This window comes from Pseudomonas sp. TE12508 (genome assembly GCF_056279485.1).
The window spans coordinates 169,985-191,931 of record NZ_JBWCCN010000012.1 but is presented as its reverse complement, the minus strand read 5'-3'; the positions used below and the strand labels follow the sequence as shown (position 1 = coordinate 191,931).

Genomic DNA, 21,947 nt, shown 5'->3' with positions numbered 1-21,947 from the left:
AGCGAATCTCGCCCGGGCGTTTTTGAGGGCGGTGCAGCTTACTTAGGAGGTGCGGAGTTCCGCCCTGATGAAGCGCGTCACAGACTTAGATCTTGCCGACCAGGTCCAGGGACGGAGCCAGAGTGGCCTCGCCTTCTTTCCACTTGGCTGGGCAAACCTGGCCCGGGTGAGCAGCAACGTACTGAGCAGCCTTGATTTTGCGCAGCAGCTCGGAAGCATCACGGCCTACACCGCCGTCGTTCAGTTCAACGATTTTGACCTGGCCTTCAGGGTTGATCACGAAGGTGCCACGGTCAGCCAGACCAGCTTCTTCGATCAGCACGTCGAAGTTGCGGGAGATAGCGTGAGTCGGGTCGCCGATCATGGTGTACTGGATTTTGCCGATCGCTGGCGAAGTGTTGTGCCAGGCAGCGTGAGCAAAGTGGGTATCGGTGGAAACGCTGTAGATTTCGACGCCCAGCTTCTGGAACTCGGCGTAGTTGTCAGCCAGGTCTTCCAGTTCGGTCGGGCAGACGAAGGTGAAGTCAGCTGGGTAGAAGAACACGACAGACCACTTGCCTTTCAGGTCAGCGTCCGACACTTTTACGAAGTCGCCATTTTTAAAGGCGTCAGCTTTGAACGGTTTAACTTGGCTGTTGATGATAGGCATCGATGACTCTCCGTCAGGGGTTAAGAAGTTGATGGGTGAATCCTACCCAGTCGATCGCCGGCTGGCTCATTGGCAAACCTGATGCTGCTGATTGGTTTTCGCTATTAGCCGACAGTATTAATAGAAGAAAACGTGATCTACAGCGTCAATGGCTTTTCAGCGATGCGGGTCATCCCGATAAACGGGCTGGATTCAACATAGCGCATGGCGGACTTCATATCCTTCCAGCCCACGTAACTCATCAACGACTTCAAATCCCAACCGCTCTGATGAGCCCAGGTGGCAAATCCACGCCGCAAGGAGTGACTGGTGTAGTGCTCGGCCGGAATACCGGCGCGTTCCAGGGCCTGGCGCAACAACGGGATCACGCTGTTGGCATGCAAGCCCTCCTCGCTCAAATGACCCCAGCGGTCGATACCCCGAAATACCGGCCCGCGGACCAACGCGGCGTCAGTGATCCATTGGATATAGGCCTGCACCGGACACAAACGCTGCAAGGCTGGCGTCTGGTACGTCTGGCCGAGGTTCTCGCGGTCGCTCTTGCTGCGAGGCAAGTAGAGGGTAATGCCTGAGCCGGCGCTGGCCTGCACATGCTCAATCTGCACGCGACACAATTCATCGCTACGGAAACCGCGCCAAAAGCCCAGCAGAATCAGCGCCGTGTCGCGCCTGGCACGCAGCAATCCCGGTTGATCGCCCTGCGCCTTGGCGGTTTGCGCCTCCTGCTCCAGCCAGGCCACCACTTGCTCCAGATGCTGAAGCTGCAATGGCTCGGCCTGTTTCTCCTGTGCCGGGTGCAGCGCGCGAATGCCCTTGAACACTTTGCGCACCACGGGCGCCTTGGTGGGATCGGCGAAACCCTGACTGTTGTGCCACTGGGCCAGCGCGGACAAGCGCAACTTCAAGGTATTGATCGATAGCACGCCTGCGTGGGCCACGAGATAGCGCGCCACGCTGTCACTGGTCGCTGGCAGGAACCCGCCCCAACTGACTTCGAAGTGCTCGATGGCCGCGCGATAGCTGCGACGGGTGTTGTCGCGCGTGGCGGCTTGCAGGTAGCGATCCAGTTCAGTCATGGGCTCAGTTCTCGAAAACGTACCGCTCTGGCGGGTGAAACCACGGATTACAGTGCATCACACGGGGTAATACCAGTATATCCCGCATGATGAATCATAGAATTTAAACTTTATTCATATCATGGTACATTGTGTATATTAGTGGTACGTACCACAGTATCAAATCGTAGGAGAACACATGGCACGTGGCGGCGTAAACAAGGCACTGGTGCAAGCGGCACGCTCAGCAATCCTCGCCCGGGGCGAACACCCGAGCATCGACGCGGTGCGGATCGAGATGGGCAATACCGGTTCAAAAACCACAATCCATCGCTATATGAAGGAGCTCGATGACGGCGCCGAACCCGCGCAAACACCTTCCGAGCCTATCGATGATGAGCTGACAAATCTGGTGTCACGCCTGGCGCAACGCCTGAAAGAGCAGGCGCAAGAGCCCATCGACCAGGCACGCGCACAGTTCGAGCAACAACGAAAAGAGCTGGAAACCCAACTGCATGAGGCCCGCGAGGCCAATACCGAATTGCACCAGCAATACGAAATTCAAAGTCTGGCACTGACCCAGGAATCAGCAGAACTGCATGACACCCGCTCCATGCTGCAAAGCGAACAAACCCGCAACGCCGGATTGAACCAGGCGCTGGCAGATTTCGAATTACGCTTGCAAGACAAGGATGAGCAGATTCGCTCGCTGGAAGAAAAGCACCTGCACGCTCGTGAGGCGCTGGAACACTACCGCAATGCCGTCAAAGACCAGCGCGAGCAGGAACAGCGCCGCCACGAAGGCCAGGTGCAGCAGATTCAGATGGAGTTGCGTCAGGCGCAGCAAGGCGCACTGGTTCGCCAGGATGAAATCACCCAACTGCATCGCGATAACGAGCGCTTACTGACGGAAAACCGCGGAACGCTGCGAGAGTTGAGCCTGTCGCAAGAGCAACTCAAGCACACCAATAGCCGGCAGGATCAGCTGCTGGAACAGGTCAACCGTATCGACAGCGAACGCACCCTCCTCCAGGAACGCTTGCGCATTGCCATGCTGGAAAGCCAGTCACTCAAGCAGAACATCGACGAACAGTCGCACATCAACAAAGCGCTGGAAGTTGAACTGATCAAGTTGCAGGCAAGCCTGGATGAAAGCGCGCGACTGGCCGCTGTCGTTGCGGCAGGGCCAGACGCATCAGCGCCGCGTAAGGACGATTAACTCGCGACCGGCGTACGCATGGTGACGAACTCTTCGGCGGCAGTCGGATGCACGCCGATGGTTTCGTCGAAGTCACGTTTGGTCGCGCCTGCCTTCAAGGCAATTGCCAACCCCTGAACGATCTCGCCGGCTTCCGGGCCTACCATGTGGCAGCCCAGGACCTTGTCAGTCTTGGCGTCCACCACCAGCTTCATCAAGGTTCGTTCCTGGCATTCAGTCAGGGTCAGCTTCATCGGCCGGAAACGGCTTTCGAAGATCACCACCTCATGCCCGGCCTCCCGCGCCTCTTCTTCGGTCAGGCCGACAGTGCCGATGTTAGGCAAGCTGAACACGGCGGTCGGGATCATCTTGTAATCCACCGGACGATATTGCTCGGGTTTGAACAAACGCCGCGCCACGGCCATGCCTTCCGCGAGCGCGACCGGCGTGAGCTGTACTCGCCCGATCACATCGCCCAGAGCCAGGATAGATGGCTCTGCGGTTTGATACTGCTCATCGACCTCGACAAAACCTTTCTTGTCGAGTTTGACGCCGGTGTTTTCCAGCCCAAGGTTGTCGAGCATCGGACGCCGGCCGGTGGCGTAGAACACGCAGTCCGCCTCCAGTACACGACCATCCTTGAGCGTGGCTTTCAGGCTGCCATCGGCTTGCTTTTCGATGCGTTCGATATCGGCATTGAATTGCAGGTCCATGCCGCGCCTGGACAACTCTTCCTGCAAATGCTTGCGCACCGCACCATCGAAGCCACGCAGGAACAGATCACCGCGATACAGCAGCGTGGTCTCGGCACCCAGCCCGTGGAAAATCCCGGCAAACTCCACCGCAATGTAACCACCACCGACCACCAGAACGCGCTTTGGCAGCTCTTTAAGGAAGAACGCCTGGTTAGAACTGATCGCGTGCTCGTGCCCCGGAATCTCCGGGATCTGCGGCCAGCCACCGGTAGTGATCAGGATGTTTTTGGCGGTGTAGCGTTTGCCATCGAACTCGACGGTATGCGGATCGACGATTTTCGCGTGGCCTTCATGCAAGGTCACGCCGCTGTTGACCAGCAGATTGCGATAGATGCCGTTCAGGCGATTGATCTCGCGATCCTTGTTGGCGATCAGCGTCGCCCAGTCGAACTTCGCCTCACCCGGGGCCCAGCCGAAGCCTTGCGACTGCTCGAAGTCTTCGGCGAAGTGCGCACCATAGACCAGCAATTTTTTCGGCACGCAGCCGACGTTCACACACGTACCGCCCAGGTAGCGGCTCTCGGCCACGGCGACTTTCGCGCCGAAACCGGCCGCAAACCGCGCAGCCCGCACACCGCCGGAACCGGCGCCAATCACATACAGGTCAAAATCGTAGGCCATTTCTATCTCCTCGGCAGGCCACCAGCATACCTGCGAGCGGCCTTTGGGCAAGCGTTGCAAACTATTTGAGGCCGGAAAATGAAAAAGCCACCCGAAGGTGGCTTTTCAATACAAGCAGCTCAGGCGCTATCAGTAAGCCTTGCCAGTCTTGTAGAAGTTCTCGAAGCAGAAGTTGGTCGCGTCGATGTAGCCTTCGGCGCCACCGCAGTCGAAACGCTTGCCTTTGAACTTGTAGGCCATGACGCAGCCGTTTTGTGCCTGCTTCATCAGGGCGTCGGTGATCTGGATTTCGCCGCCCTTGCCTGGCTCGGTTTGTTCGATCAGGTCGAAGATGTCCGGGGTCAGGATGTAACGGCCGATGATCGCCAGGTTCGACGGCGCATCTTCAGGCTTCGGTTTTTCAACCATGCTGTGAACGCGGTAGATGTCGTCGCGGATCATCTCACCGGCAATCACACCGTACTTGTGAGTTTCTTGCGGATCGACTTCCTGAATGGCAACGATCGAGCAGCGGAACTGCTTGTACAGCTTGACCATCTGGGTCAGTACGCCGTCGCCTTCCAGGTTTACGCACAAGTCATCCGCCAGTACCACGGCGAACGGTTCGTCGCCGATCAGCGGGCGACCCGTCAGAATCGCGTGGCCCAAGCCTTTCATTTCGGTCTGGCGAGTGTAGGAGAACGAGCACTCGTCGAGCAGTTTGCGGATACCGACCAGGTATTTCTCTTTGTCGGTGCCCTTGATCTGGTTTTCCAGCTCGTAGCTGATGTCGAAGTGGTCTTCCAGAGCGCGCTTGCCACGACCGGTGACGATGGAAATTTCGGTCAACCCGGCATCCAGTGCTTCTTCGACGCCGTACTGGATCAGTGGCTTGTTTACCACCGGCAGCATTTCTTTGGGCATGGCTTTAGTCGCTGGCAGGAAGCGAGTACCGTAACCGGCTGCTGGGAACAAGCATTTCTTGATCATATAAGTCCTTGAAAGGGCTGTGTGTACGAGTTTCGGCGCAGTCTAATCAGGCGGCGTGCACCTTACAATGCCCCGCGCTGGCTAACCGATGCCATCATAGAGAAATATTCTGATGGATAGTTCCGCAGATACATTGCACAACCTCTTATAGATAGCAGAGATCGGCAGATTTGCGCGGCCATCATCCGAAAGACAATCCGCCCTACCCTACACCATAGGCACCCGTTGAGGGCATTTGGCGCTATCATTGTGCGATTGAACCAGCCAACGAGGCAGATAGATGTCGGCAGCAAAAAGTGTTAATGGGTACCTGATCAATCAGGCAAAAGACGGCCAGTGGTGGGTAGACAGCGTCGGCGGCGAAAATATTGCCGGGCCGTTCCCTACCGAAGCGTTGGCGATTGAAGTGGCATCAGTGTTGCAAGATCAACCCGCAGGCCCCAAGCGGCGCGGCAAGGACAAGCCTTGAACTGAACCTGACACGACGCAGCCCTGCCTTTGTGCAGGGCTTTTTTGTGATTATCTGCAGAGAAGTGGCCATTCGCTACAATCTTTCGATGCCACCGCTGTCACAGCCTTTAGCCCCCATCACCGACGATCACCACGACATGAATAAATTTTTGCCACTGATTGCAGTTCTGGCCCTGAGCGGCTGCGCCACGTCCGAAACGACTTACCTGAAAAATGGCGAACAAGGCCTGAGCATCGACTGCTCCGGGGAAGCCAACGACTGGGCCACCTGCTACGAAAAAGCCGATGCCTCGTGCGCTGGCACCGGTTATCGGATTGTCGGTACCGACGGCACACCTTCGCCGCAGGAAAGCGACAAGACCTTGGGCGTCGACGTCGGCAATTACAAAAACCGCAGCGTGGTGGTGGTCTGCAAGTAGCTCTCCCGTGTTAAGAAACTTGAGCTACGCAAATCCTGTGGGAGCGTGGCTTGCCCGCGAAGAACGATGACGCGTAATACCTGAAAAACCGCGGTGTATTCTTCGCGGGCAAGCCTCGCTCCCACAGGTTCAGTGTCTTAACTTAACGTCATTAGGGCTCCCCCTGCCCTACATATGGATTTCGGCGAATTTGATCCCGAGCCCGCGCACGGTCTCGATTAAATCGTCGAGGCGACTGAAGGACTCGACTTCATCGTTGTCATCCACCAGGAAAAAACTGCGCCCGGCGCTTTTCTTGAAAAACACGATCCACTCCCCCGGATTCGCCGGGTTCTGAATCACGTGGGTGGCAGAGATATGACCCTCTGCATGGCGCTCCCGCACCTGCTCTCGCTTCATGCTCAACTCCAGAAATGACAATGCCGTCAAAGCGCGACTTTGACGGCATCGATGCTGACTGGGGGTAGTTTATCAGCCGGATATGCATGCGGTGGCGGCATTGCGTACATCCCATGGGCGCAATGGCACATTGGAGATGCGCTCATGCAGCTTGATGCTGCTGCCGCCAGAGCGGTCTTCAATTTCAAACACGGCGGCCGGCCCCGACGAGAACTTTTGCGGCACGATAACTCGCACGCCGTCCTTGTGCGGTTCGACTTGCAGGGCTCCACGGCTATCGGCGAGCTTTTCGACCAGGCATTGGGCGTACTCATGGGGATTCTTGCCTGATATCACGCTCATGGTGGGCAGTGTCTCATTGATGTCCGAGACACTCGCACATCCACCCACTGCCAACGCCAACGGCCCGACCAGAACTCCCCACTTCATACAGAACCTCCGATAAAGACCTTCCGACAGCACAAATGCTGGTTTTCTCCGAGGCTCACTGCTTTTATCGCTCATAGAATTCCGTATAACTGTTTTTAATTGTCAAAGCGCACCTCGAGAGCCGGATAATAACCTGTTCGGGCTGATAAACTGCGCCAATCGCCCATGCTATCGTTTTGATTTTGTAGAAAAAGCCCTTCTGGAGGCGCCTCATGAAATTTATCCACCAGCGCGAGCACCTCAACGAAGACGACATCGTCGTCATCCAGTGCTCCCAAATGTGCAACATCCGCTTGATGAACGACGCCAACTTCCGCAGCTTCAAGAATGGCGGCCGTCATACTTACCACGGCGGCGCATTCGACACCTTCCCGGCCCGCATCACTGCGCCAAGCACCGGTTTCTGGAACATCACCATCGACACGGTCAATCGCCGGCCGATCAGCGTGACCCGCAAACCGACCCTGACGCACTCGATCAAAATCATCCGCCGCTCCAGCTCCAAACTGAGCTGAGCCCACACCAAAACAGGCAGGTATGACCGTGGCCCAGACGACCAAATACGTCATCAAATACAAACTCAACGGCGAGCGCCGCTTTGAATTCGCCCAGCTGGAAAACGGCACGGAAGCAGAAGCCAAGGCTGCACTCGACGTCATTCATGGCCAGACTGAAGATGTCATCAGCGAGATCAGCGTGAGCAAAGCGCTGTAAAGCGATCTGGAGCGACAACATGGACGTCTGCTCCCCTTTCGAATTCGACCGCAAGCGCCGGAGTGCCCACTCCCGCAACGCTCACTAAACTGACCGCCTCGACCTTTTGGTCAAGGAGTCAGAACCTTGTTTACCGACCCGATTCATAACGATGCCCTCGACTGGATCACGCTTGCGCAGCAACTCGATCAGGATGGCTGCGCGCTAATCCGGTCGTTTTTAGGCCATCAGTCCTGCGATGAAATAAGCGCCCTGTACGACCGGCCCGAGCCCTTTCGCTCCAAAGTGGTGATGGCTCGCCACGGTTTTGGCCGGGGCGAGTACAAGTACTTCAAGTACCCGTTGCCGGATCCGGTGGCCCGGTTGCGTAGCGCGCTCTACCCTCGACTGGTTCCAATCGCCAATCGCTGGTACGAATCGATGGACCTGCCGACCCGTTTCCCCGAATCGCACGAAGCATTTTTGCAGCGCTGTCATGCCGCCGGTCAGGAACGCCCGACACCTTTGTTGCTGCAATATGGGCCGCAGGACTACAACTGTTTGCATCAGGACCTGTACGGCGAACACGTTTTTCCGCTGCAAGTGGCGATTCTTCTGTCAGAACCGGGGGAAGACTTTACCGGCGGTGAGTTTGTGCTGACTGAACAACGTCCGAGGATGCAGTCGCGCCCGCAAGTCATCGGTCTGAAGAAAGGCGACGCGTTGATTTTTGCCGTGAATCAGCGTCCGGTAAAAGGTGTTCGCGGCTATTACCGAGTAACGATGCGTCATGGCGTGAGTCGCCTGCACAGTGGAAAACGGCATACCCTTGGAATCATCTTTCACGATGCGTTATGACCCCATGAGCCCGATCACTTTTGATCTGTTTGCCGATACAGAACCCGAGCAGCCGTCCAGACGCGAGCAGATTGGCGAACAATCCTACGTGCTTAGAGGCTTTGCCCTGCCTTGGCTCGACCGGTTGCTGCCGGCGCTGGAGGCGGTTCTGGCCGCCGCGCCCTTTCGGCAGATGGTCACGCCCGGCGGCTTTACCATGTCGGTGGCACTGAGCAGTTGCGGCACCTGGGGCTGGACGACTGACCGCAGCGGCTACAAGTACACCCGTAATGATCCGCAGACCGGCGCGCCCTGGCCTGAAATGCCTAAGGTGTTTTTCGAGCTGGCGCAAGCGGCGGCACGAGAGGCAGACTTTATGGATTTCGTACCGGATTCCTGCCTGATCAACCGCTATATTCCCGGTGCCAGAATGTCGTTGCATCAAGACAAAGACGAAGGTTCCTACGCGGCTCCCATCGTTTCGGTGTCCTTGGGGTTGCCGGCGACGTTCCTGTTCGGTGGCTTCGAACGCAGCGCCAAAAGCCAACGCGTGCCGCTGTTACACGGCGATATTGTGGTCTGGGGCGGCGTCGACCGTTTGCGTTATCACGGCGTATTGCCGATCAAGGAGGGTTATCATCCTCAGTTGGGCGAACAACGGATCAACTTCACCTTTCGTACCGCGGGATGAAACCGTTGAGTTCGACCGCAAGACCCGGAGTGTGGCGTCTCTGCCGGCTGGTTAATCTGCATGAAACGGGTCAACGGACATGAAGCCATGACAACTCAATCGACAAAAATCGCTACCGAGAACGATCCTCGCTGGGCTGCCGTGGTCGCGCGCGATCCCCGCGCCGACGGGCAGTTTGTGTATGCGGTGAAAACCACCGGCATCTACTGCCGCCCCAGCAGCCTGGCGCGTTTGCCGAAACCGCAGAATGTCGAGTTCTTCGACACCGCCGAGCAAGCTCAGGCGGCGGGTTATCGCCCCAGCAAACGAGCCGCGAAGGATCAAAGCGACGTCGCCGCACAGCACGCCACAACCGTGGCCGCCGCATGCCGTCACATCGAATCCGCCGAGACGTTGCCGGCGCTGAATGAACTGGCGGACGCCGCCGGCCTGAGCAGTTTCCACTTCCATCGCGTGTTTAAGGCCATCACCGGCCTGACGCCCAAGGGCTACGCCACCGCCCATCGTTCACGCAAGGTTCGCGAGCGCCTGGTGGACGGAGGCACGGTCACCGACGCGCTGTATGACGCCGGATTCAACTCCAACAGCCGATTCTATGAGGCCGCGGATCAAGTGCTGGGCATGAAGCCCGGCGATTACCGTGCGGCCGGGCAGAACAATGACATTCGTTTTGCCGTCGGCCAGTGTTCTCTGGGAGCGATTCTGGTGGCGCAAAGTGAGCGCGGCGTCTGCGCGATTCTGTTGGGGGACGACCCGCATCAATTGGTCTGTGACCTGCAGGACAAGTTTCGGCGTGCCAACCTGATTGGCGCCGATCATGAGTTCGAGCAGTTGATCGCTAAAGTGGTGGGTTTTATCGAAGCCCCGGCCCTCGGCCTGGACTTGCCGCTGGACGTACGCGGCACGGCGTTTCAGGAACGGGTGTGGCAAGCGCTGCGGGAGATTCCCGCCGGCAGCACCGCCAGTTACGCCGATATCGCTCAACGCATCGGCGCACCGAAAGCCGTGCGCGCCGTGGCCCAGGCCTGTGGTGCGAACAGCCTGGCGGTGGCAATCCCTTGCCATCGCGTGGTGCGCAGCGACGGCAACCTGTCGGGCTATCGCTGGGGCGTGGAGCGCAAGCGTCAGTTGCTGGAACGCGAAAACGCGGCTGAGTCCTGAATGCCGATGTAGATCGCCACTGACTCCGGGCCGGTGTAGACCTCGAAGTCCGTGGCGAATTTGCGACGAACCTGCGGGTTATCCTCGAAGTAAGCCCAGACCAGGCCCCACGTCTGGATGACGCTGTCGGGCATCGGCCCTTTGGCGCTGAATACCAGGTAATCGCCGCCCTCAACCTGAATCTGCGCAAAGTCCTCGGAGGGCGCGGTGACCGCTGCACCCGCGGTCACATCGAAGTGGCCCGAAGCGTCGGACTCGTAGTTGGAATAGACGCCGTACATAAAGGAATCCGGCTGCTTGTGGGCGATCTTGTCGAAAACGTCCTCAACGAAAAACTGTTCCCACATAGGGCCGATACGCGCGGTATCTGGCTGCTTTTCTGCGGCATTTAGGGTTCGAACCTGCAAACCCGAGACGCTAAAGGGCAGCACTTCACGCAGCTTTACATCCATTGTCGCTATTTCCTTGTTTCTACAGTTTGTCTGTTTGATTGGCGCCGAGACGATCAACGATTGACGTCGACTACCACCCGACCACGCAACTGGCCGGCAAGCAGGCGCTGGGCCGCGTCGATGGCTTCACTCAAGCCGATTTCGTGGCTGATCAGCGGCAGCAAGGCAAAGTCCAGATCCTTGGCCAGGCGATTCCAGGCCAGTATCCGCTTGGCTTTGGGTTGGGTCACGCTGTTGATGCCGGCCAGGGTCACACCGCGCAAAATGAACGGCGCAACGGAGGCCGGGAAGTCCATGCCCTGGGCCAGTCCGCAAGCAGCGACGATGCCGTTGGCCCGAGTGCTGGCGCAAGCGTTGGCCAGCGTGTGGCTGCCGACCGAATCGATCACCGCAGCCCAACGTTCCTTGGCCAATGGTTTGCCCGGCTCCGACAACGTGGCGCGATCGATGATTTCACTGGCACCCAATTGCTTGAGGTAGTCGTGCTCGGCGGTGCGGCCGGTGGACGCCACCACGCGATAGCCGAGTTTGTTCAGCAGCGCGATGGCGAAACTGCCTACGCCACCGTTGGCGCCTGTCACCAGCACTTCGCCTTGATCGGGGTTCACACCGTTGTGCTCCAGCGCCAGGATGCTCAGCATCGCTGTGTAACCGGCCGTGCCGATGGCCATCGCTTGCGCGGCGGTGAAGGCTTTGGGCAACGGGATCAGCCAGTCGCCATTCAGGCGAGCTTTCTGCGCCAATCCGCCCCAGTGTCCTTCGCCCACACCCCAGCCATTGAGCAGGACTTGATCACCAACCTTGTAATCCGGATGCCCGCTGACTTCGACAGTGCCTGCCAGATCGATCCCCGGCACCATCGGGAATTTTCGCACCACCGGGCTGCTGCCCGTGATCGCCAGGCCATCCTTGAAGTTCAGCGTGCTGTACGCCACACGCACCGTCACATCGCCTTCAGGCAATTGATCATCACTGATCTCTTGCAAGGTGGCCCGGTAACCGTTGTCGTCCTTGTCGATCAAAATACCTTTGAACATCACTGCCTCCCGATGGAATCGCTCAGTTGTCGTGCTGTTGAAATAACACATGAAAACACATCGCCGTAGCCGACTTTAAGCCAATCCTCAAACTCGACTGGCCTTGCGTCAGTCATTACTGATACAAATTCGCTTCTACCGACGTCGGAGAACACTGCACATGAGTCAATGGCCAGACACCCGCATTCTTGACCTGCTCGGGATCGAACTGCCGATCATCCAGGGCCCCTTGGCCGGCGCGACAACGTCGGCCATGGTGATTGCGGTGAGCAACGCTGGCGGCCTGGGCTCGATGCCCGCCGCGATGCTGAGCATCGAGCAGTTGCGCGAGGAGCTGAAAACGATTCGCCAACACACCCAGCGCCCGTTCAGCGTGAATTTCTTCTGCCATCAACCTCCGGCCCCCGATGAGCAACGCGCACGGGACTGGAAAAACCTGCTGGAACCGTATTACCGGGAACTGGGTGTCGACTTCGACGCGCCGACGCCAGTGTCCAATCGCGCACCGTTCGATAATGCAGCCTGCGAAGTGATCGAAGAATTTCGTCCCGAAGTGGTGAGTTTTCACTTTGGCTTGCCGGAAAAGTCTCTATTGGATCGGGTAAAAGCTACCGGGGCGAAAATTCTCTCTTCGGCGACTACCGTCGAAGAGGCCATCTGGTTGGAACAGCATGGTTGCGACGCGATCATCGCCATGGGTTACGAGGCCGGCGGTCACCGGGGGATGTTCCTCAGTGATGACCTGAGCAGCCAGGTAGGGACATTTGCCCTGGTGCCACAAATCGTCGATGCGGTGAAAGTGCCGGTAATTGCGGCGGGCGGGATTGGAGATGCGCGGGGTGTCGCGGCGGCTTTTCTGCTGGGCGCTTCGGCGGTCCAGGTGGGTACGGCTTATTTGTTCACGCCGGAGGCCAAGGTCAGCGCTTCTCACCAAAAGGCGTTGCGAACGGCCAAGGAGAGCGAAACGGCGGTTACCAATATTTTCACCGGCCGCCCGGCACGCGGGATTCTCAATCGGGTGATGCGTGAACTGGGGCCCATGTGTGACAAAGCGCCGACGTTCCCCCTGGCGGGCGGTGCGTTGATGCCGTTGCGGGCCAAAGGGGAGGCGGACTTCAGCAGCCTTTGGGCCGGGCAGGCGTTCACGTTGGGGGTTGAAATGACTTCGGCAGAGCTGACCCGGCGGTTGGCGGATGAGGCGTTGGCCAAACTGACTCGCTGCTAGACAGCGACCAACAAAAAACTGTGGCTAGGGGGTTTCCTGTGGTGAGGGCGCTTCCTGTGATGAAGGGGCTTTCCTGTGGCGAGGGAGCTTGCTCCCGCTGGGTCGCGAAGCGGCCCCAAAAGCTTCACGACTGCTTCGCAGCCGAACGGGAGCAAGCTCCCTCGCCACAGGAGCCGCTTCATCACAGTTCAACTCTCTTCACGCTGCTAGAAAGTTCCGTTTACAGGCAATTCGCTATATATTCCGCTATATAGCGTTTCACTCGCCTACCACGGAGCCGTTCCATGACCATTCGTGCCTCACGTTTTGCCCCCGCGTGCCTGTTCACCGTGTTCGCTTTCGGGTCCGCCCAGGCGGATGAAGTCCAGGTCGCCGTTGCTGCCAACTTCACCGCGCCGATCCAGGCCATTGCGGCCGATTTCGAGAAAGACACCGGGCACAAACTGGTCACCTCCTTTGGTGCAACCGGCCAGTTCTATACCCAGATCAAGAACGGCGCGCCGTTCGAAGTGTTCCTCTCGGCAGACGACACCACCCCGAAAAAACTTGAAGCCGAAGGCGACACGGTCAAAGGCTCGCGCTTCACCTACGCCATCGGCACCCTGGCGCTGTGGTCGGCCAAGGACGGTTACGTCGACGCCAAGGGCAAGGTGCTGAGCGACAATCAGTATCAACATCTGTCCATCGCCAACCCGAAAGCCGCCCCGTATGGCCTGGCTGCCACTCAAGTGCTGGCCAAACAGGGGCTGACCGACAAGGTCAAAGACAAGATCGTTGAAGGCCAGAACATCACCCAGGCCTACCAGTTCGTATCCACTGGTAATGCCGAACTCGGTTTTGTGGCCTTGTCGCAGATCTACAAAGACGGCAAAGTCACCAGCGGTTCGGCCTGGATCGTGCCGGCCGATCTGCATGACCCGATCAAACAAGACGCGGTGATCCTCAATAAGGGCAAGGACAACCCGGCCGCCAAGGCGCTGGTTGACTACCTCAAAGGTCCGAAAGCCGCCGCTGTCATCAAATCCTACGGTTACCAACTCTAAATGACGCTATCGAGTGCCGATTATTCCGCCATCTGGCTGACTCTCAAACTGGCGTCCCTGACGACCGTGATCCTGTTGGTCATCGGCACTCCGATTGCGTTATGGCTGTCGCGTACCCAGTCCTGGCTGCGCGGCCCGATCGGGGCGATCGTCGCCCTGCCCCTGGTGCTGCCGCCCACGGTGATTGGCTTTTATTTGTTGCTGGCGCTCGGTCCTAACGGGTGGGTCGGCCAGTTCACCCAATCGCTAGGGCTCGGCACCTTGACCTTCAGTTTTGCGGGGTTGGTGATCGGTTCGGTGCTGTACTCGATGCCGTTCGTGGTCCAGCCACTGCAAAATGCTTTTTCCGCCATTGGCACTCGCCCACTGGAAGTGGCTGCAACCTTGCGCGCCAACCCCTGGGACACGTTCTTCAGCGTGATTGTGCCGCTGGCCCGTCCCGGTTTCATCACCGCGGCCATTCTCGGTTTCGCCCACACCGTCGGCGAGTTCGGCGTAGTACTGATGATCGGCGGCAACATTCCCGACAAGACCCGCGTGGTCTCGGTGCAGATCTACGATCACGTCGAAGCCATGGAATACGCCCAGGCTCATTGGCTGGCCGGGGCGATGCTGGTGTTCTCGTTTGCAGTATTGCTGGCGCTCTACTCCAGCCGTAAAACCAAAGCGGTCTGGAGCTGATCGATGATTCATGCGCGCTTGAAACTGAATTATTCGGGATTCTCCCTGGATGTGGACCTGCAACTGCCCGGCCGCGGAGTGACGGCGCTTTACGGCCATTCCGGTTCGGGTAAAACCACGTGCCTGCGCTGCATCGCCGGTCTGGAACAGGCCGGGCAGGGTTTTGTTCAGGTCAACGATGAAGTCTGGGAAGACAGCGACAAGGGGATTTTTGTCCCGCCGCATAAACGCGCTTTGGGTTATGTCTTCCAGGAAGCCAGCCTGTTCCCGCATTTATCGGTGCGGGCCAATCTGGAGTTCGGCCTCAGGCGCATCCCTCGCCAACAGCGCCGGGTCGACATGGCGCATGCCACTGAGTTGCTGGGGATTGGCCATTTGCTGGCCCGTGATCCGCAGAACCTTTCTGGCGGTGAGCGCCAGCGGATCGGCATCGCTCGTGCCCTGCTCACCAGCCCGAAACTATTGCTGATGGATGAGCCGCTGGCGGCGCTCGATACCCAGCGTAAGAACGAAATCCTGCCGTATCTGCAACGGCTGCACGATGAGCTAGACATCCCCGTGCTGTACGTCAGCCACTCCCAGGATGAAGTCGCGCGGCTCGCCGACCACCTCGTTCTGCTCAGCAACGGCAAGGCTTTGGCCAGCGGCGCCATCGGCGAAACCCTGGCCCGGCTCGATCTGCCGCTGGCGCTGGGCGACGATGCCGGCGTGGTGATCGAAGGACACGTCAGCGCCTATGACGCCGACTACCAGTTGTTGACTTTGCAACTGCCCAACACGGAGCTGAGCATTCGGGTCGCCCATTCGCCGATGGCCGAGGGCCAGGCGCTGCGCTGCAAGGTCCAGGCGCGGGATGTCAGCCTGAGCCTGCAAGGCGTCGAACAAAGCAGCATTCTCAATCGCCTGCCGGTCACGGTGATCAGTGAAATCGGTGCCGATAACGCCGCTCACGTACTGATCCGCCTGAACGCGGCCGGCACACCGCTACTGGCGCGAATCACCCGCTATTCCCGGGATCAACTGGGCGTGCACCCCGGACAGCAACTCTGGGCGCAAATCAAAGCGGTGGCGGTGCTGGCCTGAATTCGTCGGCACCCCGACGATGGCGCGCGGTCAATGGCTTAACGCCCCATGATTCGTCGCCCAGGATTGCCCGCCATGCCAGATACCGCGTTGCCCGATGTTCTGCCGCCCGACCTGCATTACGTCGATGACAGCCAGCCCGGCATCACCCGCAAACTCCTGCGCGGCAAGTTTTGCTACTTTGACCCGGCGGAGCAACGCATTACCGATCCGGATGAAATCAAACGCATCAATGCACTCGCGGTGCCGCCCGCCTACACCGATGTGTGGATTTGCCCCGACCCGCGCGGCCATCTGCAAGCCACCGGCCGCGACGCTCGCGGTCGCAAGCAATACCGTTATCACCCGCGCTGGCGAGAAGTGCGCGATGCCGACAAATACTCGCGTTTGCGGGACTTCGGCCTGGCCCTGCCGAAACTGCGCAAGCAACTGGAAGCGCTGCTGGCGGCCCCCGGCTTCAGCCGCGACAAGGTCATGGCCACGGTGATTACCTTGCTCGATGCGACGCTGATCCGGGTCGGCAACACGCAATACGCCCGGGACAACCGCTCATATGGCCTGACGACCCTGCGCAACCGTCACGTCGAGGTCAACGGCAGCGCAATCCTGTTCCAGTTTCGCGGCAAGAGCGGAATCGAGCACCAGATCACCGTAAAAGACCGCCGCCTGGCGCGAATCATCAAACGCTGCCTGGAAATCCCCGGGCAAAACCTCTTTCAGTATCTGGACGAAAACGGCGAGCGGCACACCATCAGTTCCTCCGACGTCAACGCCTACTTAAAGACGCTGACCGGCGCCGATTTCACCGCAAAGGACTACCGCACTTGGGCCGGCAGTGCGTTGGCATTGGCGGTGCTGCGCGAGTTGCAGTGGGAATCGGAAGCCGACGCGAAGCGCCATGTGGTGGAAATGGTCAAGAACGTCGCCCGACAGTTGGGCAACACTCCGGCGGTTTGCCGCAAGTGCTACATCCATCCGGCGGTCGTTGATGGTTTCATGCAGGGCGCATTATCCAAACTGCCGCGATCAAGAGGACGTAAAAGATTGAGGGCAGAAGAAGTCGCGTTGGCTGTGCTTCTGGAGAAGCTTATCGAGACGGCTGAAACACCCTAAGACCTCTTCGAGGCGAATTAAACCGACGAACTGACCTGTCCTTTTTTTGCGTGATTGCAAAGGGCTTCTATGCTTGATCTGAATACGAATAGCTTCGGTGACGCCATGGAAGACATTTTCGTTGTGAAACGCTGCAACAAGATCATCATTCATGGCCGCCGGGCCGGAGAACCCGATCACCCGCCACCCGATGCTGCCGTCTGGTATCGCATTACCGATACCCGCACTCGCGGCTTCATCGGTGACGGCTTTGATCTTGAAGAGGACGCCGCGCGCGAATGTCGGCGGCTTAACGCGGTCAGCTCGCCGAAGTCCCGGCAGGCCTGAAGCTGGCCTGTTTTATTTCCGGGTCTATACTTAGAGGTGCTGAAGGATCAGCGACCCATCGGCAGAAAGCTCGCTCCCCGCGGGCTTTTTGTTGCCCTTTACCCGATTTCTTTGAACGGAGGTGTATGTCATGTCCGAGAAAGAGTCCATCACCACCCTGCTCACCCTGCTTGACTCCCGTCAGGCGCGCCTTGCCGCCGCGTGCAAGGAGATCGCCGATTGGGTTGATAATCAAGGGGGGCATCCGACAGCCCTCAGGATTCGCGATCGTCTGAATGACATCGAGAAAGACACGCCGCAGATTCGCAGCGCACTGTCTTCACTCAAACCTGTAGAGCCGCCGCTGCCTCGGTTCAGATGAATCGACCCAAGTACTTGAGCCATGCACAAAGCCCCCTTCAGGGCACCTGAACGGTGACAATCGTCACCAGGCTTATACCTGCCTGCCTGTCATGCGCTACACACCCACCCGGCCAAATTTGCCGGGATTTTTTTGTTTGTGTCTTTTCCCATTTCACACGGCCTTCACAAATCATCCCCTACAGTGCATCCACTCCTTTCAAGAAATCCCCCTGGCCCGCCCGCATGCGGGCCTTTTTTTGCCTGTTGTATAGCGAACGAACGCCCTCGCCCGCCTGTCGAACGATTACACATCACGAAGGAGATACCCCATGGTCACTCACTTCAAAGTCGGCGGGCACCTGGCCTGCGGACACAAAGGCAGCAACCTGACGTCAAGCAGCATACTGACCCGGGTGAAATGCCGAAGCTGCCGAAACACCGATGCGTTCAAAGAAGCACGCAAAGCCGAACGCAACGCTGCCCGTCGCGCCGCGCGCAAGGCCAAAGCAACCCACACCGCCAATGACTGGCGCGCAGCCTGGACCCAGCGGCTGATCGAAATGCCCGGTTTGCAAAGACTGCCGCGCGGTTTCACTGGCCAGCCATTCGTGTAGCTGACTCCCACCCTCAACAGGGGGCGCTATACGAGAGGAAATACTGCAGAGGCGCTGGCCAACCCTCAGTCGATAGCAAGGACAAGAACAGCAAACCGCTGAATATTCCCGACAATGCCCAGGTCATCACGTATTACTACAGCGTTGAGAACCTGCCGCAGGCCAAGATCGATTGTGAAACCGGTGTTGGGAAATGGACGCAGAAGTAGCTGCTTTATGAGCTGAAGGTACTCAGGGTCGATACAGGCGAGATAGCGAGCATCGCGGCTGAAATTCTTGTGACGGGTATCAACGATAGAGCCTGTCAAAAATTGAGAGGCAGAAACGACAAAGGCCTGCATGAGAAATCTCATGCAGGCCTTTGATAAATATGGTGCCCGAAGCCGGAATCGAACCGGCACGCCCTTACGAGCGGGGGATTTTAAGTCCCATGCGTCTACCAGTTTCGCCATTCGGGCGGTAGCGCGGTAAAGCGGTCTGAAGACTGACCAGTAACGATCTGGCAGTTCTGACGCTTGTGCAACAGAGGGGGAAATATATACATCCCGCCCCGGTGAAGCAAGTTCGCAAAGATCCTTTTCAAGACTAAATCTTGCAGGACTGCGAAAATAAAAAAGCTCCGTAGATCATGGATCTACGGAGCTCGTTTAAAGTGGAGGCCGAAGTCGGAATCGAACCGGCGTAGGTGGATTTGCAATCCACTGCATAACCATTTTGCTATTCGGCCTCAAACATCTGATGTCAGTAGCACAACATCAAACGTGTAAACTCGTATCTGGAAACAAGATTCTAATCTAGCATCCAACCCTTTGAAATCTAAGGGGTTTTCGTGTTCCCTAAGCAGGAATGGACGCAATTCTGGACTGGTTCGAAAGGCATGTCAAGAACTGGAGAAAAATAATTCCACGTCCATCCCGTCATCCTTAAAAGATCGCAGCCTTCGGCGGCTCCTACATGGGTCGCGTACATCCGTAGGAGCTGCCGAAGGCTGCGATCTTTTGATCTTGTGCCCTTTAATGACTGACCGCCACCACCCGTTGCAACCGCTGCCGATACTGACTGGGCGTTTCCTGCATTTCATGTCGGAAGTGCCGATTGAAATTCGACAGGTTGGCATAACCCACTTCAAAGCAGATATCTGCAACGCTGAAACTGCTTTGCGCCAGCAAACGGCAGGCGCGCTGAACCCGCAGTTTGCGCGTCAGGTCGACGAAGGTATGGCCAGTGGCGCGCTTGAAGAATTTGGAGAAGGCCGGTTCGTTCATGTCCAGGCGCTGGGCGATGACGGACATCCGCAACTCATCCGCAAGGTCGTTGAGGATGTAGTCGAAGACAATACTCATGCGCTGGGCCGTCAATGCGTCGAGCATCGGCGCATATTGCAGGCTGGCGAGCGTCTGTCGCTCGGTGTCGGGGGCCGATGCCAACAACTGCAGCAACGACAGGAACAGGCACAGCCTCTGTAATCCTTGGCACTGACCGATTTCTTCCATCAGTCGGGCCGCTTTTTTACGGGTCACGCCATGAAACTGGATGCCCTGGGCCGCCTGACGAAACAGGCTTTGCAATTCGCTGAGTTCGGGGACCTTGTCGCGCAGTTGCATCAACATCTGACCATCGAATTGCAACACGACGTCGCGGCCGGCAATCACCTCCCCTTTGCCCAGGTCGCTGATCCAGTCGTGAGGCAGGCCTGGACCGATCAGGGCGACGTGGCCGGCCTCGAACAGGCCGATGTAGTCACCCGCCAATAGCCGACCACTGCCTTCGCGGATCAGGTGGATCTCGAATTCCGGATGATGATTCCAACGCGCAAGGTCGAAGGGATAGTCATGCTCGTACCAACGAAAGCTGTGCTGGGGCTCGTTCAGAATGACTTCAAGCGCTGGCGGCTTGTCTGCGGTTACGTGATGGTTCATCACCCTGGCGATTCCATTTTTGTTGGTTTTATCAAGGCTACCGCGAAGCCGGGACGAATCGAAGAGATTCGAAACTCCACGGCGCTGTTATCAGATTCACACTAAGCAGACAGCAAGCCTAGCGCCCTGTGTGGCGGTCACTGATACTTTTTTTCCACTGTCCTGCCCGGTTAAAAAAGTATCAGTGCGGTGTATGCCGTTCATTTGTTCATCACTTGGGTTGCTGTAATCCTGTGGTCATCCCGTTGCGGCTATGACTCGCATCGTGGATTACAACAACAATAAGTGCCTCTGCCGCCCAAGGCGCAGAGCGGAGAACACGATGAAGATCATCCCAAGCGCGTTTTTTCTATCCGCCGGCCTGTCCTCTGCCCTGCTCTGCCAGGCTGCCGAAACGGTGACCATCGCCACCGTGAACAACAGCGATATGATCCGCATGCAGCGGCTGTCCAAAACGTTCGAACAGCTGCACCCGGACGTGAAGCTCAACTGGGTGGTGCTTGAAGAGAACGTGTTGCGTCAGCGCCTGACCACTGACATTGCCACTCAGGGCGGTCAATTCGACGTGCTCACCATCGGCACTTACGAAACACCGCTGTGGGGCGCCAAGCATTGGCTGGAACCGATAAAGGATCTGCCCGCCAGCTATGACCTCGAGGATATTTTCCCCTCGGTTCGCCAGGGACTGTCAGTCAACGACACGCTCTATGCCCTGCCGTTTTATGGCGAAAGTACAATCACCTATTACCGAACCGACTTGTTCAAGAACGCCGGCCTGAGCATGCCCGAGCACCCGACCTGGACGCAGCTCGGCGAGTTCGCCGGCAAGCTGCACCAGCCGGACAAAGAGCAGTATGGAATGTGCCTGCGCGGCAAGGCTGGTTGGGGTGAAAACATGGCGTTGCTGACCACCATGTCCAACGCCTTCGGTGCACGCTGGTTCAACGAGCAGTGGCAGCCGCAACTCACTGGGCCGGAATGGACCGCCGCCGCGAACTTCTACGTCAACACCCTCAAGCAGTACGGCCCGCCGGGCGTTTCGAGCAATGGCTTCAACGAGACACTGGCCCTGTTCAACAGCGGGAAATGCGCGATCTGGGTCGATGCCAGCGTCGCAGGCTCCTTCATCACCGATACAACTCAAAGCAAGGTCGCCGATAAGGTCGGCTTCGTCGCGGCCCCCACGCAGGTCACCGACAAGGGTTCGTCCTGGCTCTATGCCTGGTCGCTGGCCATCCCCGCGACGTCCAAACACAAGGAAGCCGCCAAAGCCTTTGTGACGTGGGCGACCTCCAAGGAATACATCCTGCTGGTCGCCGAGAAGGATGGCATCACCAACGTACCGCCGGGCACTCGCATGTCCACCTACAGCGACGCTTATTTGCAGGCTGCGCCCTTCGCCGGTGTCACGCTGAAAATGATGCAGCACGCCGACCCTGCACACCCGTCAGCCCAACCCGTGCCCTACGTCGGTATCCAGTACGTGACCATTCCTGAGTTCCAGGCCATCGGTACGTCGGTCGGCAAGCTGCTGTCTGCGGCGCTCACCGGGCAGATGCCGGTTGAGCAGGCTCTGGCCTCGGCCCAGCAAACCACCGAACGCGAGATGAAACGCGCTGGTTATCCCAAGTAGGTAATCCGTGTGGGAGCGAGCCTGCTCGCGATGAGGCCGGCATATTCAACATTGATACAGCCTGAGACGCCGCCATCGCGAGCAGGCTCGCTCCCACAGGGTTCTTCGCAGGCTGACGACCGCATTTAATG

General features: G+C 58.1%; 27 protein-coding genes and 2 tRNA genes. 17 read left to right on the top strand and 12 right to left on the bottom strand.

Annotated features, from left to right (window positions below):
* Positions 1-85: 85 nt before the first annotated feature.
* On the bottom strand, positions 86-649 hold the full coding sequence (gene ahpC / locus ACZ9IM_RS18075; protein WP_007900047.1) for an alkyl hydroperoxide reductase subunit C: 564 nt from the start codon (positions 647-649) through the stop codon (positions 86-88).
* Positions 650-786: 137 nt separating this feature from the next.
* Positions 787-1,725: a site-specific integrase gene (locus tag ACZ9IM_RS18070; protein WP_476224622.1), complete on the bottom strand. Its 939-nt coding sequence runs from the start codon at positions 1,723-1,725 to the stop codon at positions 787-789.
* Between the two features lie 178 nt (positions 1,726-1,903).
* On the opposite strand from ACZ9IM_RS18070, the gene ACZ9IM_RS18065 reads away from it, so the two are divergent.
* Positions 1,904-2,923: a DNA-binding protein gene (locus ACZ9IM_RS18065; protein WP_476224621.1), complete on the top strand. Its 1,020-nt coding sequence runs from the start codon at positions 1,904-1,906 to the stop codon at positions 2,921-2,923.
* Here ACZ9IM_RS18065 and gorA read toward each other — a convergent pair.
* On the bottom strand, positions 2,920-4,278 hold the full coding sequence (gene gorA, locus ACZ9IM_RS18060) for a glutathione-disulfide reductase (RefSeq protein ID WP_476224620.1): 1,359 nt from the start codon (positions 4,276-4,278) through the stop codon (positions 2,920-2,922). The two genes, ACZ9IM_RS18065 and gorA, sit on opposite strands and share 4 nt — an antisense overlap.
* A 129-nt stretch (positions 4,279-4,407) precedes the next feature.
* The gene (galU, locus tag ACZ9IM_RS18055) at positions 4,408-5,247 is read right to left on the bottom strand and encodes a UTP--glucose-1-phosphate uridylyltransferase GalU (protein WP_007900040.1); all 840 of its coding nucleotides are present in this window, start codon (positions 5,245-5,247) and stop codon (positions 4,408-4,410) included.
* A 280-nt stretch (positions 5,248-5,527) separates the two neighbouring features.
* Between galU and ACZ9IM_RS18050 the strand changes: the two genes are divergently transcribed.
* Both ACZ9IM_RS18050 and ACZ9IM_RS18045 read left to right on the top strand, forming a co-directional pair.
* Positions 5,528-5,716, top strand: a complete 189-nt coding sequence (locus ACZ9IM_RS18050) for a hypothetical protein (protein WP_007900038.1) — start codon at positions 5,528-5,530, stop codon at positions 5,714-5,716.
* A gap of 139 nt (positions 5,717-5,855) precedes the next feature.
* Positions 5,856-6,137 carry a hypothetical protein gene (locus tag ACZ9IM_RS18045; RefSeq protein ID WP_123495387.1) on the top strand — a complete coding sequence of 94 codons (282 nt, stop codon included), beginning with the start codon at positions 5,856-5,858 and terminating at the stop codon, positions 6,135-6,137.
* Between the two features lie 168 nt (positions 6,138-6,305).
* Here the strand turns inward: ACZ9IM_RS18045 and ACZ9IM_RS18040 are convergent, their stop codons facing one another.
* Together ACZ9IM_RS18040 and ACZ9IM_RS18035 are read right to left on the bottom strand one after the other, a co-directional pair.
* Entirely contained in the window at positions 6,306-6,536 is a 231-nt protein-coding gene (locus tag ACZ9IM_RS18040; protein WP_007935641.1) for a hypothetical protein, read from the bottom strand.
* A 72-nt stretch (positions 6,537-6,608) separates the two neighbouring features.
* Positions 6,609-6,965, bottom strand: coding sequence for a hypothetical protein (locus ACZ9IM_RS18035; RefSeq protein ID WP_427623976.1), 357 nt, complete (start codon positions 6,963-6,965; stop codon positions 6,609-6,611).
* A 212-nt stretch (positions 6,966-7,177) separates the two neighbouring features.
* Between ACZ9IM_RS18035 and ACZ9IM_RS18030 the strand changes: the two genes are divergently transcribed.
* From ACZ9IM_RS18030 to ada, 5 genes are all read left to right on the top strand, one after another.
* Positions 7,178-7,480 carry a DUF1883 domain-containing protein gene (locus tag ACZ9IM_RS18030; RefSeq protein WP_007900033.1) on the top strand — a complete coding sequence of 101 codons (303 nt, stop codon included), beginning with the start codon at positions 7,178-7,180 and terminating at the stop codon, positions 7,478-7,480.
* 28 nt (positions 7,481-7,508) lie between these two features.
* A complete protein-coding gene (locus ACZ9IM_RS18025; protein ID WP_162130638.1) occupies positions 7,509-7,679 on the top strand; it encodes a hypothetical protein in 171 nt (56 codons plus the stop codon).
* Between the two features lie 126 nt (positions 7,680-7,805).
* Positions 7,806-8,516 carry a 2OG-Fe(II) oxygenase gene (locus ACZ9IM_RS18020; protein ID WP_427623978.1) on the top strand — a complete coding sequence of 237 codons (711 nt, stop codon included), beginning with the start codon at positions 7,806-7,808 and terminating at the stop codon, positions 8,514-8,516.
* Positions 8,506-9,186 carry a DNA oxidative demethylase AlkB gene (alkB, locus tag ACZ9IM_RS18015; RefSeq protein WP_476224619.1) on the top strand — a complete coding sequence of 227 codons (681 nt, stop codon included), beginning with the start codon at positions 8,506-8,508 and terminating at the stop codon, positions 9,184-9,186. The genes ACZ9IM_RS18020 and alkB overlap by 11 nt, the downstream gene beginning before the upstream one ends.
* Before the next feature lie 87 nt (positions 9,187-9,273).
* On the top strand, positions 9,274-10,347 hold the full coding sequence (ada, locus tag ACZ9IM_RS18010; RefSeq protein ID WP_476224618.1) for a bifunctional DNA-binding transcriptional regulator/O6-methylguanine-DNA methyltransferase Ada: 1,074 nt from the start codon (positions 9,274-9,276) through the stop codon (positions 10,345-10,347).
* On the opposite strand, the gene ACZ9IM_RS18005 is transcribed toward ada, so the two are convergent.
* The gene (locus ACZ9IM_RS18005) at positions 10,311-10,799 is read right to left on the bottom strand and encodes a GyrI-like domain-containing protein (RefSeq protein ID WP_476224617.1); all 489 of its coding nucleotides are present in this window, start codon (positions 10,797-10,799) and stop codon (positions 10,311-10,313) included. The two genes, ada and ACZ9IM_RS18005, sit on opposite strands and share 37 nt — an antisense overlap.
* Before the next feature lie 53 nt (positions 10,800-10,852).
* Positions 10,853-11,836 (bottom strand): acrylyl-CoA reductase (NADPH), encoded by a 984-nt coding sequence (gene acuI / locus ACZ9IM_RS18000; RefSeq protein WP_427623985.1) that lies wholly within the window; start codon positions 11,834-11,836, stop codon positions 10,853-10,855.
* 160 nt (positions 11,837-11,996) lie between these two features.
* On the opposite strand from acuI, the gene ACZ9IM_RS17995 reads away from it, so the two are divergent.
* The 8 genes from ACZ9IM_RS17995 (at position 11,997) to ACZ9IM_RS17960 (ending at position 18,264) form a co-directional block, all read left to right on the top strand.
* Positions 11,997-13,061, top strand: a complete 1,065-nt coding sequence (locus ACZ9IM_RS17995) for an NAD(P)H-dependent flavin oxidoreductase (RefSeq protein WP_476224616.1) — start codon at positions 11,997-11,999, stop codon at positions 13,059-13,061.
* Positions 13,062-13,345: 284 nt separating this feature from the next.
* Complete coding sequence (gene modA / locus ACZ9IM_RS17990; RefSeq protein WP_427623988.1) at positions 13,346-14,104, top strand: molybdate ABC transporter substrate-binding protein; 759 nt, start codon at positions 13,346-13,348, stop codon at positions 14,102-14,104.
* Positions 14,105-14,785, top strand: a complete 681-nt coding sequence (gene modB / locus ACZ9IM_RS17985; protein WP_476224615.1) for a molybdate ABC transporter permease subunit — start codon at positions 14,105-14,107, stop codon at positions 14,783-14,785.
* A gap of 3 nt (positions 14,786-14,788) precedes the next feature.
* Positions 14,789-15,868 (top strand): molybdenum ABC transporter ATP-binding protein, encoded by a 1,080-nt coding sequence (gene modC, locus ACZ9IM_RS17980; RefSeq protein WP_476224614.1) that lies wholly within the window; start codon positions 14,789-14,791, stop codon positions 15,866-15,868.
* A 75-nt stretch (positions 15,869-15,943) separates the two neighbouring features.
* Positions 15,944-16,981 (top strand): DNA topoisomerase IB, encoded by a 1,038-nt coding sequence (locus ACZ9IM_RS17975; RefSeq protein WP_476224613.1) that lies wholly within the window; start codon positions 15,944-15,946, stop codon positions 16,979-16,981.
* Between the two features lie 69 nt (positions 16,982-17,050).
* Complete coding sequence (locus ACZ9IM_RS17970; protein ID WP_007900018.1) at positions 17,051-17,308, top strand: hypothetical protein; 258 nt, start codon at positions 17,051-17,053, stop codon at positions 17,306-17,308.
* Between the two features lie 130 nt (positions 17,309-17,438).
* On the top strand, positions 17,439-17,669 hold the full coding sequence (locus tag ACZ9IM_RS17965) for a hypothetical protein (RefSeq protein WP_008012835.1): 231 nt from the start codon (positions 17,439-17,441) through the stop codon (positions 17,667-17,669).
* A gap of 310 nt (positions 17,670-17,979) precedes the next feature.
* The gene (locus ACZ9IM_RS17960) at positions 17,980-18,264 is read left to right on the top strand and encodes a hypothetical protein (protein WP_008012834.1); all 285 of its coding nucleotides are present in this window, start codon (positions 17,980-17,982) and stop codon (positions 18,262-18,264) included.
* 65 nt (positions 18,265-18,329) lie between these two features.
* On the opposite strand, the gene ACZ9IM_RS17955 is transcribed toward ACZ9IM_RS17960, so the two are convergent.
* From ACZ9IM_RS17955 to ACZ9IM_RS17940, 4 genes are all read right to left on the bottom strand, one after another.
* Positions 18,330-18,605, bottom strand: a complete 276-nt coding sequence (locus ACZ9IM_RS17955) for a hypothetical protein (RefSeq protein ID WP_427624011.1) — start codon at positions 18,603-18,605, stop codon at positions 18,330-18,332.
* A 30-nt stretch (positions 18,606-18,635) separates the two neighbouring features.
* Positions 18,636-18,722 (bottom strand) — tRNA-Leu (locus tag ACZ9IM_RS17950).
* 195 nt (positions 18,723-18,917) lie between these two features.
* Positions 18,918-18,991, bottom strand: a tRNA-Cys gene (locus tag ACZ9IM_RS17945).
* Positions 18,992-19,277: 286 nt separating this feature from the next.
* Complete coding sequence (locus ACZ9IM_RS17940; RefSeq protein ID WP_427623995.1) at positions 19,278-20,183, bottom strand: helix-turn-helix domain-containing protein; 906 nt, start codon at positions 20,181-20,183, stop codon at positions 19,278-19,280.
* 322 nt (positions 20,184-20,505) lie between these two features.
* On the opposite strand from ACZ9IM_RS17940, the gene ACZ9IM_RS17935 reads away from it, so the two are divergent.
* Entirely contained in the window at positions 20,506-21,816 is a 1,311-nt protein-coding gene (locus ACZ9IM_RS17935) for an ABC transporter substrate-binding protein (protein ID WP_476224612.1), read from the top strand.
* Positions 21,817-21,947 lie beyond the last annotated feature (131 nt).

Bases quoted from the DNA above. Each gene is read 5' to 3' on its own strand.
- ahpC (WP_007900047.1), bottom strand. From the start codon at position 649: ATGCCTATCATCAACAGCCAAGTTAAACCGTTCAAAGCTGACGCCTTT.
- ACZ9IM_RS18070 (WP_476224622.1), bottom strand. From the start codon at position 1,725: ATGACTGAACTGGATCGCTACCTGCAAGCCGCCACGCGCGACAACACC.
- ACZ9IM_RS18065 (WP_476224621.1), top strand. From the start codon at position 1,904: ATGGCACGTGGCGGCGTAAACAAGGCACTGGTGCAAGCGGCACGCTCA.
- gorA (WP_476224620.1), bottom strand. From the start codon at position 4,278: ATGGCCTACGATTTTGACCTGTATGTGATTGGCGCCGGTTCCGGCGGT.
- galU (WP_007900040.1), bottom strand. From the start codon at position 5,247: ATGATCAAGAAATGCTTGTTCCCAGCAGCCGGTTACGGTACTCGCTTC.
- ACZ9IM_RS18050 (WP_007900038.1), top strand. From the start codon at position 5,528: ATGTCGGCAGCAAAAAGTGTTAATGGGTACCTGATCAATCAGGCAAAA.
- ACZ9IM_RS18045 (WP_123495387.1), top strand. From the start codon at position 5,856: ATGAATAAATTTTTGCCACTGATTGCAGTTCTGGCCCTGAGCGGCTGC.
- ACZ9IM_RS18040 (WP_007935641.1), bottom strand. From the start codon at position 6,536: ATGAAGCGAGAGCAGGTGCGGGAGCGCCATGCAGAGGGTCATATCTCT.
- ACZ9IM_RS18035 (WP_427623976.1), bottom strand. From the start codon at position 6,965: ATGAAGTGGGGAGTTCTGGTCGGGCCGTTGGCGTTGGCAGTGGGTGGA.
- ACZ9IM_RS18030 (WP_007900033.1), top strand. From the start codon at position 7,178: ATGAAATTTATCCACCAGCGCGAGCACCTCAACGAAGACGACATCGTC.
- alkB (WP_476224619.1), top strand. From the start codon at position 8,506: ATGCGTTATGACCCCATGAGCCCGATCACTTTTGATCTGTTTGCCGAT.
- ada (WP_476224618.1), top strand. From the start codon at position 9,274: ATGACAACTCAATCGACAAAAATCGCTACCGAGAACGATCCTCGCTGG.
- ACZ9IM_RS18005 (WP_476224617.1), bottom strand. From the start codon at position 10,799: ATGGATGTAAAGCTGCGTGAAGTGCTGCCCTTTAGCGTCTCGGGTTTG.
- acuI (WP_427623985.1), bottom strand. From the start codon at position 11,836: ATGTTCAAAGGTATTTTGATCGACAAGGACGACAACGGTTACCGGGCC.
- ACZ9IM_RS17995 (WP_476224616.1), top strand. From the start codon at position 11,997: ATGAGTCAATGGCCAGACACCCGCATTCTTGACCTGCTCGGGATCGAA.
- modA (WP_427623988.1), top strand. From the start codon at position 13,346: ATGACCATTCGTGCCTCACGTTTTGCCCCCGCGTGCCTGTTCACCGTG.
- modB (WP_476224615.1), top strand. From the start codon at position 14,105: ATGACGCTATCGAGTGCCGATTATTCCGCCATCTGGCTGACTCTCAAA.
- modC (WP_476224614.1), top strand. From the start codon at position 14,789: ATGATTCATGCGCGCTTGAAACTGAATTATTCGGGATTCTCCCTGGAT.
- ACZ9IM_RS17975 (WP_476224613.1), top strand. From the start codon at position 15,944: ATGCCAGATACCGCGTTGCCCGATGTTCTGCCGCCCGACCTGCATTAC.
- ACZ9IM_RS17970 (WP_007900018.1), top strand. From the start codon at position 17,051: ATGCTTGATCTGAATACGAATAGCTTCGGTGACGCCATGGAAGACATT.
- ACZ9IM_RS17965 (WP_008012835.1), top strand. From the start codon at position 17,439: ATGTCCGAGAAAGAGTCCATCACCACCCTGCTCACCCTGCTTGACTCC.
- ACZ9IM_RS17960 (WP_008012834.1), top strand. From the start codon at position 17,980: ATGGTCACTCACTTCAAAGTCGGCGGGCACCTGGCCTGCGGACACAAA.
- ACZ9IM_RS17955 (WP_427624011.1), bottom strand. From the start codon at position 18,605: ATGCAGGCCTTTGTCGTTTCTGCCTCTCAATTTTTGACAGGCTCTATC.
- ACZ9IM_RS17940 (WP_427623995.1), bottom strand. From the start codon at position 20,183: ATGAACCATCACGTAACCGCAGACAAGCCGCCAGCGCTTGAAGTCATT.
- ACZ9IM_RS17935 (WP_476224612.1), top strand. From the start codon at position 20,506: ATGAAGATCATCCCAAGCGCGTTTTTTCTATCCGCCGGCCTGTCCTCT.